Annotated in this window: 12 protein-coding genes; 9 read left to right on the top strand and 3 right to left on the bottom strand. The window is 63.4% G+C overall.

What is annotated here, in order from left to right; translation table 11 throughout:
• The first annotated feature begins 9 nt into the window (after positions 1-9).
• Positions 10-684: an LON peptidase substrate-binding domain-containing protein gene (locus tag KMZ68_RS01140; RefSeq protein ID WP_215614108.1), complete on the top strand. Its 675-nt coding sequence runs from the start codon at positions 10-12 to the stop codon at positions 682-684.
• 138 nt (positions 685-822) lie between these two features.
• Here the strand turns inward: KMZ68_RS01140 and KMZ68_RS01135 are convergent, their stop codons facing one another.
• The gene (locus KMZ68_RS01135; protein ID WP_215614107.1) at positions 823-1,182 is read right to left on the bottom strand and encodes a hypothetical protein; all 360 of its coding nucleotides are present in this window, start codon (positions 1,180-1,182) and stop codon (positions 823-825) included.
• A 98-nt stretch (positions 1,183-1,280) separates the two neighbouring features.
• On the opposite strand from KMZ68_RS01135, the gene KMZ68_RS01130 reads away from it, so the two are divergent.
• Positions 1,281-1,817, top strand: coding sequence for a TetR/AcrR family transcriptional regulator (locus KMZ68_RS01130; RefSeq protein ID WP_215616136.1), 537 nt, complete (start codon positions 1,281-1,283; stop codon positions 1,815-1,817).
• Positions 1,818-1,885: 68 nt separating this feature from the next.
• Positions 1,886-2,083, top strand: coding sequence for a Trm112 family protein (locus KMZ68_RS01125; protein WP_215614106.1), 198 nt, complete (start codon positions 1,886-1,888; stop codon positions 2,081-2,083).
• Between the two features lie 78 nt (positions 2,084-2,161).
• Here the strand turns inward: KMZ68_RS01125 and KMZ68_RS01120 are convergent, their stop codons facing one another.
• Positions 2,162-3,382: a ubiquinone biosynthesis hydroxylase gene (locus KMZ68_RS01120; RefSeq protein WP_215614105.1), complete on the bottom strand. Its 1,221-nt coding sequence runs from the start codon at positions 3,380-3,382 to the stop codon at positions 2,162-2,164.
• 219 nt (positions 3,383-3,601) lie between these two features.
• On the opposite strand from KMZ68_RS01120, the gene tesB reads away from it, so the two are divergent.
• Positions 3,602-4,465, top strand: a complete 864-nt coding sequence (gene tesB, locus KMZ68_RS01115; RefSeq protein WP_215614104.1) for an acyl-CoA thioesterase II — start codon at positions 3,602-3,604, stop codon at positions 4,463-4,465.
• Positions 4,466-4,468: 3 nt separating this feature from the next.
• On the opposite strand, the gene KMZ68_RS01110 is transcribed toward tesB, so the two are convergent.
• Positions 4,469-5,356: a DUF4339 domain-containing protein gene (locus KMZ68_RS01110; RefSeq protein WP_215616135.1), complete on the bottom strand. Its 888-nt coding sequence runs from the start codon at positions 5,354-5,356 to the stop codon at positions 4,469-4,471.
• A gap of 231 nt (positions 5,357-5,587) precedes the next feature.
• Here KMZ68_RS01110 and KMZ68_RS01105 point away from each other — a divergent pair, with 231 nt between their 5' ends.
• The 5 genes from KMZ68_RS01105 to KMZ68_RS01085 all read left to right on the top strand — a co-directional run bounded on the left by KMZ68_RS01105 (position 5,588) and on the right by KMZ68_RS01085 (position 12,074).
• Positions 5,588-5,926: a P-II family nitrogen regulator gene (locus KMZ68_RS01105; protein WP_215604339.1), complete on the top strand. Its 339-nt coding sequence runs from the start codon at positions 5,588-5,590 to the stop codon at positions 5,924-5,926.
• Positions 5,927-6,010: 84 nt separating this feature from the next.
• Positions 6,011-7,321 (top strand): ammonium transporter, encoded by a 1,311-nt coding sequence (locus KMZ68_RS01100; RefSeq protein ID WP_215614103.1) that lies wholly within the window; start codon positions 6,011-6,013, stop codon positions 7,319-7,321.
• Positions 7,322-7,628: 307 nt separating this feature from the next.
• Positions 7,629-7,967 carry a P-II family nitrogen regulator gene (locus KMZ68_RS01095; protein WP_008142813.1) on the top strand — a complete coding sequence of 113 codons (339 nt, stop codon included), beginning with the start codon at positions 7,629-7,631 and terminating at the stop codon, positions 7,965-7,967.
• Positions 7,968-8,004: 37 nt separating this feature from the next.
• Positions 8,005-9,474: an ammonium transporter gene (locus KMZ68_RS01090; protein ID WP_215614102.1), complete on the top strand. Its 1,470-nt coding sequence runs from the start codon at positions 8,005-8,007 to the stop codon at positions 9,472-9,474.
• 377 nt (positions 9,475-9,851) lie between these two features.
• Entirely contained in the window at positions 9,852-12,074 is a 2,223-nt protein-coding gene (locus tag KMZ68_RS01085) for an acetate--CoA ligase family protein (RefSeq protein WP_215614101.1), read from the top strand.
• Positions 12,075-12,082 lie beyond the last annotated feature (8 nt).

The following is a 12,082-nucleotide window of genomic DNA, read 5'->3' as shown; positions in this document are numbered from 1 at the left end:
GGACCGCAAATGCCGATCAATGCCGAATATCGCGGGCCCGGCGACCTTCCCGAGGTAATTCCGGTGTTTCCGCTGCCCGGCGCGCTCCTGCTGCCGCGCGGCCAGATGCCGCTCAACATCTTCGAGCCGCGCTATCTGGCGATGGTGGACGATGCGCTGCGCGACGGCCACCGGCTGATCGGGATGATCCAGCCGGATGCATCCCACACCTATAGCGAAGCGAAGCCGGTGCTGTTTCGGGTCGGCTGCGTCGGACGCATCACCCAGCTCGCCGAATCCGGCGACGGCCGTTACATCCTCGAACTCACCGGCATCGCGCGTTTCAAGGTGATCGAGGAAATGACGGTTCTGACGCCGTACCGGCAATGCAAGGTGGATTATTTCCCCTACATCGACGATTTCACCGCCCGCAAGGGCGAGGAAGCCGTCGACCGCGAGGCCTTGCTCGCGGTGCTGACCGATTTTCTCAAGGCCAACAATCTCAAGGTCGACTGGGAAGGCGTCGAAAGCGCGCCCAACGAGGCGCTGGTCAACGCGCTGGCGATGATGTCGCCCTATGGTCCGCCGGAGAAGCAGGCAATGCTGGAAGCGCCCGATCTCAAGACCCGCGCCGAGATCCTGATCGCGGTCACCGAAATGGACCTCGCCAAGAAGCGCACCAGCGGCGATACCGGGCTGCAGTAGCGCTATAGCTTCGTCATTCCGGGACACGCGTCTTTGCGTGGACCCGGAATCCAGAAATTATCGGGACGAGATTCCCCGATGTGCAATTGCGCATCTGAGGTTCGCGCTTCGCGCGCTCCGGAATGACAGCATGGAAATTCAGTACCCCGCGACTGCCAGCGCGACCACCGCGCTCAGCGCCACCCAGCCGAAATGGCGGCCGCGCTTGGCCCACGCATTGGCCACCGCGCCAAAGCCAAACACCGCTGCCATGGTTATGACGATCCAGTGCCGCGCCGGCTCCGACGCCATCCAGGGCGCCGCCAACAGCAATACGCCGCCACCGATCCATGCCACCGTGCCGGCCTGCCAGACCAGCCGAAGCAGCGTTCGCAGCCCTCTGGGTTCAATCGTAATGTTGCTTGCGTTGGCAAAGATCTTCCTCTCGCCCAGCACCCCGTGGATCAGCGCCACCGCGATCGCGGCCACGCCGGAACATTGCAGCAAGAGGTCGCGCATCGGATCATCCTTCCATACATAACTGTATGGAGGGTATGCCGGGCGCGCTGGTGCCTGTCAATACACTGGTGTATGGTGAGATGTCGCAGGACGGGGACATGACCGATCAACTTTCGGCAAAAGACTGGCTCGATCAGGGTCTGAAAACGCTGGCCAAGAGCGGCTTCACGGCGCTTAAGGCCGAGCCGCTGGCGAAGGCCATGGGGGTTTCGCGCGGCAGCTTCTACTGGCACTTCGCCGATATCGCCGCCTACCACGCCGCTATCCTCAAATATTGGCGCGAAGTCTCCGCCGAGCAGATCATTGCCAGCCTGGAGGCTTCGGCCGGGGACGACGACCCCCTGGCCTTGCTGCTCCGCCGGACATTCAGCAACAAGCCGGCACGGGAGAAGGCGATCCGCAGCTGGGCCGCGATCGACCCCAAGGCCCGCGCGGCGGTGCAGGCCATCGATCGCCGCCGGCTGGATTATGTGGAAAGCCTGCTCAAAAGGTCCGGGCTGACCGACGAGACCGCCCGCGCCCGTGCGCAAATTCTCTATTGGGCGTTTTTGGGTTTCGCGCTGTCGGATCAGCCGCTGCCGCCGGCAGGACAGTCGGCGGTGCTCGACGAACTGGTCCGCTTCGCCTTGCGATAGCGCGGTGCGGCTACCCGTTTCGGGCCAATATGCTAAGGGATCGGAAAGACCAAGCCGGAGACCAATTCATGACAACCCCGTCCGAACGCCTTGAATCCACCGTCGATCCCAAATTGCTGGAGATCCTGGTCTGCCCGCTGACCAAGGGTCCGCTGGAGTTCGACGCGGCGAAGCAGGAGCTGATCTCGCGTTCGGCAAAGCTCGCTTATCCGATCCGCGACGGCATCCCGATCATGCTGCCGGAAGAGGCAAGGAAGATCGAGTGAGGAACCAGGCGAATAGGGAGTGGCGAATGGCGAGGTAGAGAAACTTCCATTCGCTACTCCCTATTCGCCATTCGCTCGCTACAACGCCTCGCCCTTCAACAGGCGCGGCACCTCGCCTGACAATCCAGCGGCCTGGCGGATGAACAGGCTCTTCAGCGGCGGCGCGCGGTCGACCAGGCCAAGCCCGATATCGCGCACCGTGCGCAGCAGCGTCGATTCGTTCGAGAACAGGAAATTCAGAGAATTGGTGGCGAGCCCCATCGCCACGGTGTCGAACCGCCGCCAGCGCTGGTAGCGGTCGAGCACGTCGGCTTGTCCCGGGTCCATGCCGAGCCTCGCGGCGTCGACGACCACTTCGGCCAGCGCCGCGACATCCTTCAGGCCCATGTTGAGACCCTGGCCCGCGATCGGATGAATTAGATGCGCGGCGTCGCCGACCAGCGCCAGCCGCTCGCCGATGAAGGAACGCGCGACGAAATAGCCGAGCGGAAACGCGCGTGGCTTGTCGAGCGCCTTGATCTCGCCGAGATGCAGGCCGAAGCGCTGCTCGAGTTCGGCGTGAAATGCGTCCTCGCTCAGCGCGACCAGGCGCGCAGCCTCCGCGCGCTTCTCGGTCCACACCAGCGACGAACGCTTTCCGGTGAGCGGCAGGATGGCGAACGGTCCCGCGGGCAGGAAATGCTCCTCGGCGCGGCCGTGATGATCGCGCTCATGGCCGACGGTGACGACGATGCCGGACTGGTCGTAGTCCCAGCCGTGGGTGGCGATCCCGGCGCGTTCGCGCAGTTTGGAGCGCGCGCCGTCGGCGGCCACCAGCAGGCTCGCCTCAATGACGCTGCCGTCGGCCAGCGTCACATCGACGCCGTCGGCGCGGGAATCGAAACTCGTCACCGCGGTGGCGCGCAGGTCGATGCCCTCGGCCTCGGCGCGTTTGACCAGCGTATCGATCAGATGGCGATTCTCGACCATGTGCGCGAACGGCTCGCCCGGCTCGACATGGCCGGCGAAGGTCAGGAACACCGGCCGGGTGGCGTCTTCCAGCTTGGAATCGGTGACCACCATGTCGGTTATCGGCTGGGCCCCGTCTGCGACCTCATCCCAGACCCCGATCGCGTCGAACAGCCGGCGGCAGGCGGCGACGATTGCGGTGGCGCGCGGATCGCGGCTGGGTCTTAGCCCCAGCGCCGGATCGGCGACAATGACGGGAATATCGGCGCCGAGACCCTGGCGCAGCGCCAGCGCCAGCGCCAGCCCGGCAAACGCGCCGCCGCCGATGACAATACTTCGCTGTGCCGACATGCTGAACCTGCTTAATCGCGTCACGAAACTATACTTGCTACCTGATTATAGCTGGGCGAAACAGGGCAGAGAAACAAGGGCGAAATCCCTACGTCCGTCATTCCGGGACGCGCGATAGCACGAACCTCAGATGTGCAATTGCACATCGGGGAATCTCGAGATTCCGGGTTCGTTCGCTTGGCTCACGCCCCGGAATGACCACGAACCGAAAGCGCCGCCATGTCCAAAGGCCTGATCGACCTGATTTCCGTTCTCGATCTCGAGCCGATCGAGGTGAACCTGTTTCGCGGCAACAGCCCGAAGACGAGCTGGCAGCGGGTGTTCGGCGGACAGGTGATCGGCCAGGCGATGGTGGCGGCATGCCGCACCGTCGAAGGCCGCCTGCCGCATTCGCTGCACTGCTATTTCATCCTGCCGGGCGACCCGCAGATCCCGATCATTTACGAGGTCGAGCGCTTGCGCGACGGCAAGAGCTATTCGACCCGCCGGGTCACCGCGATCCAGCATGGCAACGCGATCTTCTCGATCATGGTGTCGTTCCATGTCGAGGAAGAGGGCGCGTTCGATCACCAGGACAAGATGCCGGACGTGCCGCCGCCGGAAAAACTCACCGCCGAGGAAGTGGCCAAACAGCCGATGTTCCGCGAGATGCCGGAATTCATCCGCCGCTATTACGAATCCGACCGCCCGATCGAACTGCGCCCGGTCGAACTCGGCCGCTATTTCGGCCAGAAGATCGACGACGGCCGCATCAATGTCTGGATCCGCACCGCGTCGAAACTGTCCGACGATCCGGCGCTGCACATGTGCGCGCTGGCCTATGCCTCGGACTTCTCGCTGCTGGATGCGGCGATGGCGCGTTACGGAAGGACGCTGTTCGACAAGCGCATGATGCCGGCGAGCCTCGATCACGCGATGTGGTTTCACCGGCCGTTCCGCGCCGACGAATGGCTGCTTTACGCGCAGGATTCGCCGAGCGCGCGCGGCGGCCGTGGCCTGACCCGCGGCATGATCTTCAAGCAGGACGGCACGCTGGTGGCTTCCGTCGCGCAGGAAGGCTCGCTGCGGCAACGGAAATCATAACTCTCACGCGTTGGCGAGCGTGCCGCGCTCGACCAATACGGTCTGCGACGCCAGCCAGCGGGCGATCCAGCGATGCATCCATGGAATCGGGATAATGAACATGGAAGCCAACCCGGCCACGACAAAGCGCCACAGAAACTCCCATCCGATGCCGTTGAAGGTCACTTCGCGCCGGGTCCCCTGGATGTTGCGGCAGAACCATCGCGTCTGGGCCGCGTAGACCCAGGCCCAACCGATGATGGTGATGATGGAGATGAACCCCAGAACGGTCCATCCGAGATAGGCCCAGAACGAGCCCGAGAAGCTGAGACCGAGCAGCTGCCCGTTAGACGCGAGGTTCGCGACCACCCATTTAATCAAGAGCCAGTACAGGACGAACTGAACGATAAACATCAGATTGTTCAGCCAATCGATGCCGGTGAGGGCAAGAACGATCGCGAGAACGATGGCCCCGAAGTACCACGCAGCAGCGGTCAGCGCCGTGCCGGTGAAGGTAAGGTTCGGACGTCCCGGCACGTGGATGCGGGAAACGATCCACTTCATGTACCACACCAGGGCCCAAGGCACCGGGATGACGAAGATGAGCCCGATGAAGAGCACGAGGCTTCGCCAGACAAGCTCCCAGATGCCGAAATCGATCGAAAGCGGTGCACCGTAGCCGCCAGCGCCGATCGGCGGGGCACCGGGTCGCGGAACAGTCGGAGGGGCCAATCCACCGCCGGACACCAGGCCTGGAATGTCCCCCGCCCGCTGCCAGTTCGCCATGCCCTCGGTCCAGACCAGCGTATCCGCGTTGATCGTGCCTTTGGCGATGAACTCGCGGAGCTGGATCTCGGGATATGGACCCTGCTGCTGGCCCTCGGATGCGTAAAACCAGGATCGGCCCGCCATGTCATCCCCCGGGGTGGCTGCTGCAGCGGCGCGCCGAATGGCCCGAACGCCGGAAAGAGCATTCTGGCGGACGATCCGGCCTCCTGTACAGGGACGCTTGCGTCCGGCCACAAATGTTTTCCCGGGCACTTGCAACTTTTTTGTGCCAGTTGCACAGAAAGATGCCAGATTTGAGCGGCCGCAAATCATCCGGCGGCTGATTTGCCGAAATTGAGAGAGCAAGGCCTGACCATGAAACTCGTCGTCGCGATCATCAAACCGTTCAAGCTGGACGAGGTCCGCCAGGCGCTGACCGCCATCGGCGTCCACGGCATGACGGTGACCGAGGTCAAGGGCTACGGCCGCCAGAAGGGCCACACCGAAATCTACCGCGGCGCCGAATATGTCGTGAACTTCCTGCCCAAGCTGCGGATCGAAATCGCGGTCTCGTCGGAGCTTGCGGACAAGGCGGTCGAGGTGATCACCAACAGCGCGCGTACCGGCCAGATCGGCGACGGCAAGATTTTCGTGACGCCGATCGACCACGCGCTGCGCATCCGCACCGGCGAAACCGACAGCGACGCACTTTGACAATCATTCACTGCGTGCAAACGGCGGTGCTCCAAGACACCGCATATTGATAACCGCATATTGATAACAGGCCGGGGAAACATCATGGGGGTTCTGTCACGTCACGCAGCGCGCGCTGCGGTGACCTTTTCGATCGCAACATTGTTCGCATCGCCGGTGACGCCGGCGCTTGCCGATACATCCGGTATCAACGCCGCCGACACCGCATGGATGATCGCAGCCACCGCGCTGGTGCTGATGATGACCATCCCGGGCCTGGCGCTGTTCTACTCCGGCATGGTGCGCAAGAAGAACGTGCTGGCGACGATGGCGCAAAGCCTTGCCGCCGTGGCGATCATTTCAGTCCTCTGGGTCGCGTTCGGCTATTCGCTGGCGTTCGTCGGCGACGGTCCCTGGCTCGGAACGCTCGATCGCTGGTTCCTCGCCGGCATGAAGATGGACGACGTCAATCCGGCGGCCAAGACGATCCCGGAAGCGCTGTTCATGCTGTACCAGATGACGTTTGCGATCATTACGGTAGCGCTGGTGGCGGGCGCCGTGGCCGACCGCATGCGGTTTTCCGCCTACCTGCTGTTTTCCGTCGGCTGGTTCATGTTCGTCTATGTGCCGCTGGCGCACTGGGTCTGGGGCGGCGGCTTCCTCGCCACCATGGGCGTGCTGGATTTTGCCGGCGGCCTCGTGGTGCATCTCTCCGCCGGCATCGGCGGCCTGGTCGCGGCCAAGGTGATGGGCCGGCGTCATGGCTACGGCACCGAGAATCTCGCCCCGTTCGATCTGTCGCTCGCGGTGATCGGCACCGGCATGCTGTGGGTCGGCTGGTTCGGCTTCAATGGCGGCTCGGCGCTGTCGGCCAGTCCGCGCGCGGTGATGGCGATCACGGCGACGCACCTTGCCGCCTGCGCCGGCGCGCTGACCTGGGGCGCCATCGAATGGTCGACGCGGCGCAAGCCGTCGGTGCTCGGCATGATCTCCGGCGCGGTGGCGGGATTGGGCACGATCACGCCGGCCTCCGGATTCGTCGCGCCCTGGCACGGCGTCGTCATCGGAATCATCGCCGGATTATTTTGTTTCTGGGCCTGCACCAGCCTCAAGCAGCGCTTCAATTACGACGATTCGCTCGATGTGTTCGGGGTCCATGGCGTCGGCGGAATGACCGGTACGTTGCTCGCGGGCGTGTTCGCGACGACGGCGATCGGCGGGACCTCCGGCCTGCTCGAGGGCAATCCGCAACAATTGCTGATCCAGTTCTACGGCGTGGCGGTCACCCTGCTGTGGTCGGGCGCCGTAACGTTCGTGCTGCTCAAGCTGGTGGGCGCCTTCGTGCCGCTGCGGGTTTCGCTGCAGCAGGAGATGGAAGGCCTGGATATTTCGCAGCATGGCGAGGCGCTTCAATAGGCGTCTCTACCTAATTACCGACCATTTGCCCTCCCGATGGGCATCATTATGTCGGGAGTCTGTCATGCCTGATTTTTGATCAGGCATGACTAGCCTTTGGGCGCGGCGGAATAGCGCAGGTCGGACCAATTCCCATAAAGCGCGAAAAGGCCCGCGTTCATAATCCGTTAGGGAATGCCGCCGATCTGGCACGGCATTTGATTCTATGGGGGCTGGCTGTGCCCGCGTAGTGAACTTCTCCGCGTGGTGAACCTCAGTCGAGAACGCCCGGTCGTGTCTGGACCGGGCCCAAGCGGGGATAGGACCCATGAAAATTGTTATGGCGATCATCAAGCCATTCAAACTCGAAGAAGTCCGTGACGCCCTGACCGCCATTGGCGTTCACGGTCTAACGGTGACGGAAGTCAAGGGATATGGCCGGCAGAAAGGCCATACGGAAATCTATCGCGGTGCCGAATACGCGGTGAGCTTCCTGCCCAAGATCAAGATCGAGGTCGCTGTCGCCTCGGACCAGGTCGACAAGACCATCGACGCCATCACGTCGGCGGCAAAGACCGGACAAATCGGCGACGGCAAGATCTTCGTCATCAACCTCGACCATGCGGTTCGTATCCGCACGGGAGAGGCCGATGCCGCGGCACTCTGATTTCGCGCTCAACCTTATCCAATCAGGAGTAAACCAAATGACGTTCAAACGTCCCTATAGCGCGGGATTGGCGGCCCTCGCAGTCGGCCTGTTCGCCGCGACCGCTGCCTACGCTGAGCCAACCGTCAACAAGGGTGACAATGCCTGGATGCTGACGTCGACAGTGCTGGTGCTGTTGATGACGATCCCGGGCCTCGCGCTGTTCTACGGCGGCCTCGTCCGCTCCAAGAACATGCTCTCGGTGCTGGCGCAGGTGTTCTACACCGTCTGCATCGTCACCATCCTGTGGGCGCTGTACGGCTACAGCCTCGCCTTCACCGGCGGATCCGATTTCATCGGCGGCTTCTCCAAGGCGTTCCTGAAGATCGCGCCGGAGGGCAAGACGATTCTCGATGCCCAGGCGGCGACCTTCTCCGCCGACGTCAACATCTCGGAGCTGGTCTATATCTGCTTCCAGATGACCTTCGCGGCGATCACCCCTGCGCTCATCGTCGGCGCCTTCGCCGAACGCATGAAGTTCGCGGCGGTCGCGCTGTTCGTCCCGCTCTGGGTGACGCTGATCTATCTGCCGATCGCGCACATGGTCTGGTACTGGGCTGGACCGGACGCGATTTCTGCGGCGCTCAAGGCCGTGGAAACCGCAGCCGACGGCGCTGCCAAGACCGCGGCGACGGCGGCTTTCGAAACCGCGAAGACCGCGTTCTCGGATGACGCAGGCTGGATCTTCAAGAAGGGCGCGATCGACTTTGCCGGCGGCACCGTGGTGCACATCAACGCCGGTATCGCAGGTCTCGTCGGCGCGATCCTGATCGGCAAGCGCACCGGATACGGCAAGGAACTGATGGCTCCGCACTCGCTGACCATGACCATGATCGGCGCCTCGCTGCTCTGGGTCGGCTGGTTCGGCTTCAACGCCGGGTCCAACCTCGAGGCCTCCGGCGGCGCCGCGCTCGCCATGACCAACTCGTTCGTCGCGACTGCGGCGGCGGCGCTGGCCTGGATGTTCGCGGAATGGATCATCAAGGGCCATCCCTCGCTGCTCGGCGCATTGTCGGGCGCGGTCGCGGGACTTGTGGCGGTCACGCCCGCGGCCGGCTATGCCGGTCCGATGGGAGCGATCGTGCTCGGTCTGGTGGTCGGTGTGGTCTGCCTGTTCTTCTGCACCGTGATCAAGAACGCACTCGGTTACGACGACGCGCTCGACGTGTTCGGCGTCCACTGCATCGGCGGAATCGTCGGCGCGCTCGGCACCGGCATCCTGGTGAATCCGGCCCTCGGCGGCACCGGCGTCATGGACTACACGATCGGCAAGATCGCCGATTATGACTTCGTGGCACAGATGACGTCGCAGCTCTGGGGCGTCGGCACCACGCTGGTGTGGTCGGGCATCGGTTCGGCGATCCTCTACAAGGTCGTCGACGTGATCGTCGGCCTGCGCGCCACCGTCGAGGTGGAACGCGAAGGTCTCGACATCACCGAGCACACCGAACGCGCCTACAACATGTAAGTCTCCCGGGGGCGCGATCTCACGGGATCGCGCCCAGAACTACGGTTCGGGCACATACCCGGCAATGCCCCGACCGTTGAGGGGCTCCAGCGCAAGTTGGAGCCCCTTTCTTTTTGTCGAAAGCGTTTTGGCGGCGAAGCTGGCCCGCGCTCGATGCGGGGGCGATCGCCGGTTCCGTCGAGGAAATCGCGCCAAAACCGGAAACCGAGGCTTCCGGCAAATATGCGAGCCGGGCACCCGGCGAGCGCGTGTTGACGCGGGAGGAAATGAACTGTTTGTTTCCGTCTCCGTTCAAAGGCAGATCAACTGCCGGCGCAGCGGGCTGAATTCCGTCCCGCGCAAAAAAACAACAATGCATCAAAGGGTGAGAAACGCTTATGGAAGCCCACGCCAGCAATGCGTCCGGTTCGGCCGGCAAATGGTCACCCTCCGCCAGCGCCAGCGACGTCGTGAAAAGCATCCACGCGATGCTGCACCCGCGCAACATCGTTCTGGTCGGCGCCACCGACAAGCCGGGCAACTATGCCGAGCGCATCTGGAACAACCTGATCAAGTACAAGTTCGCGGGCGGTCTCTATCCGATCAATTCCAAGCGCGAATCGATCTGGGGCGTGCCCTGCTACAAGGATTTCGCCAGCCTGCCGGACAAACCGGATCACGTGCTGGTGCTGGTGCCGGCGCGTTTCGCGGTGCAGGTGATCCGAGACGCCGCCGCCGCGGGTGCGCGCTCGGCCACCATCGTCACATCGGGCTTCAGCGAATTGCAGGACGAGGAAAGCCAGCGGCTGGCGGTCGAACTGAAGCAGGCGGTCAAGGAGACCGGCCTCGCCGTCACCGGCCCGAACTGCCTCGGCAACCTCAGCGCCGGCGAGAACCTGTTCACCAACATCGACGACCGCATCGTCACCATGGAGGCCGGCCCGGTGGCGATCGCCGGCCAATCCGGCGCGATCGTGATGGCGATCCGCCAGGCGCTGGAGGATCGCGGCGTCGGCGTCGGCTACATGGTCACGACAGGCAACGAAACCGGCCTCGAGACGCCCGATCTCATGAGCTATTTCGCCGCCGACCCGTCGATTCGGGTAATCGTGGTCTATCTCGAGGGTGTGCGTAACACCAAGGTGTTTCGCGAAGCCTGCAAGGCCGCGCGTGCCGCCGGCAAACCCGTCATTGCCCTGAAGCTCGGCGCTTCCGAAGGCGGACGCGCCGCCGCGATGGCACACACCGGCGCGCTCGCCGGCTCGATCGAGACGTTCGACGCCATCTCGACCCGGGAAGGCGTGATTCGCGTCCGCGGCCTCGACGAACTGATCGAAACCACCGAATGCTTCGTTCATGCCGAACCGCCGAAGAGCAATCGGCTCGCCGCCGTGTCGCTGTCCGGCGGCAAGCGCGGTCTTCTGATCGATGCATTCCATTCGGCGGGTCTGAACTTCGCCCCGCTGAGCCCCGCCGCCACCGAAAAACTGGCGAAGATGCTCGGCCCCGGCAGCATCGTCGGCAATCCGCTCGACGCCGGCTTTGCCGCGGTGGTGGATCCCTCGGTCTATATGGCGTCGATCAAGGTCATGATCGACGACCCCGACACCGACATCGTCATCATCGACGCCGAATTGCCCAAGGCGCCACATGAATTGCGCGAACGCAATCTGCGCATTGTCAACGAAATGGCCGGCGCCGCCGCAAAGCCCGTGGTCTACATCAGCACGATGTCGATCGGCTTTACCGAATTCACCAAGGGCCTGCGAAAATCGCTGCCGAATATCGCGGTCATGCAGGGTCTCGACCGCGCGGTCGGCGCGATCAAGGCCTTGATCGACTATGCCGGCTTGCGCAAGGTGGTGCCCGATATCGTGTCGAGTTCGAAACCTTCGGCGCGCGCGGTGCTGGAGAAGACGCTGAAGAACGCCAATGGTGCTGCGGCGCTCGACGAGGTGGCGTCGAAGAAGCTCCTGAAGGCCTACGGCATTCCGGTCTCCAGGGAAGAGATCGCGCAGACTGCGGCAGAAGCCGTCAAGATCGCAAAAAAGATCGGCTTTCCCGTGGTGGCAAAGGTGGTGAGCGCCGACATCCTGCACAAATCCGACATCGGCGGCGTGGTGCTGAACCTCAACAGCGCGGCCGAGGTAAAGAAGGCATTCAACGACATCACGGCGCGGGTGAAGAAGCTCAAGAGCAAGCCGAAGCTCGAAGGCATCCTGATCGCGCAGCAGGTCAAGGCCGACCTCGAACTCGTGATCGGAGCCTCGCTCGACGCCGAAATGGGGCCGGTGGTGCTGTTCGGCACCGGCGGCGTCGATATCGAACTGATGAAGGATGTCGCACTGGCCGGCGCGCCGCTGGATGCGGCCGAGGCAAGACAATTGATCAACCGGACCAAGGCCGGCGTGAAGATCGGGGGTTATCGCGGCAAGCCCGCGTTGCACGAGGCTTCGGCGGTGAAAGCCCTCGTCGGTCTCTCCAACCTGATGGCGGACGCCGGCAACCGCATCGCTTCGATCGACGTCAATCCGTTCCTGATCAACGGCAAACTCGGCGTCGCCGTGGACGGCCTGATCGTGCTCAACAATGCCGCGGCCAGCGCCGCCGCCAAACACTAGGGGGGGGG

The organism is Bradyrhizobium sediminis (genome assembly GCF_018736105.1).
Lineage (GTDB): Bacteria > Pseudomonadota > Alphaproteobacteria > Rhizobiales > Xanthobacteraceae > Bradyrhizobium.
This window is presented reverse-complemented; position numbering and strand designations above follow the sequence as displayed.

Excerpts from the sequence above, each read along its gene's own strand:
- KMZ68_RS01120 (WP_215614105.1), bottom strand. The coding sequence starts at position 3,382 with ATGTCGGCACAGCGAAGTATTGTCATCGGCGGCGGCGCGTTTGCCGGG.
- KMZ68_RS01090 (WP_215614102.1), top strand. The coding sequence starts at position 8,005 with ATGACGTTCAAACGTCCCTATAGCGCGGGATTGGCGGCCCTCGCAGTC.
- KMZ68_RS01140 (WP_215614108.1), top strand. The coding sequence starts at position 10 with ATGCCGATCAATGCCGAATATCGCGGGCCCGGCGACCTTCCCGAGGTA.
- KMZ68_RS01125 (WP_215614106.1), top strand. The coding sequence starts at position 1,886 with ATGACAACCCCGTCCGAACGCCTTGAATCCACCGTCGATCCCAAATTG.
- KMZ68_RS01130 (WP_215616136.1), top strand. The coding sequence starts at position 1,281 with ATGACCGATCAACTTTCGGCAAAAGACTGGCTCGATCAGGGTCTGAAA.
- KMZ68_RS01085 (WP_215614101.1), top strand. The coding sequence starts at position 9,852 with ATGGAAGCCCACGCCAGCAATGCGTCCGGTTCGGCCGGCAAATGGTCA.
- KMZ68_RS01105 (WP_215604339.1), top strand. The coding sequence starts at position 5,588 with ATGAAACTCGTCGTCGCGATCATCAAACCGTTCAAGCTGGACGAGGTC.
- KMZ68_RS01095 (WP_008142813.1), top strand. The coding sequence starts at position 7,629 with ATGAAAATTGTTATGGCGATCATCAAGCCATTCAAACTCGAAGAAGTC.
- KMZ68_RS01135 (WP_215614107.1), bottom strand. The coding sequence starts at position 1,182 with ATGCGCGACCTCTTGCTGCAATGTTCCGGCGTGGCCGCGATCGCGGTG.
- KMZ68_RS01110 (WP_215616135.1), bottom strand. The coding sequence starts at position 5,356 with ATGGCGGGCCGATCCTGGTTTTACGCATCCGAGGGCCAGCAGCAGGGT.
- KMZ68_RS01100 (WP_215614103.1), top strand. The coding sequence starts at position 6,011 with ATGGGGGTTCTGTCACGTCACGCAGCGCGCGCTGCGGTGACCTTTTCG.
- tesB (WP_215614104.1), top strand. The coding sequence starts at position 3,602 with ATGTCCAAAGGCCTGATCGACCTGATTTCCGTTCTCGATCTCGAGCCG.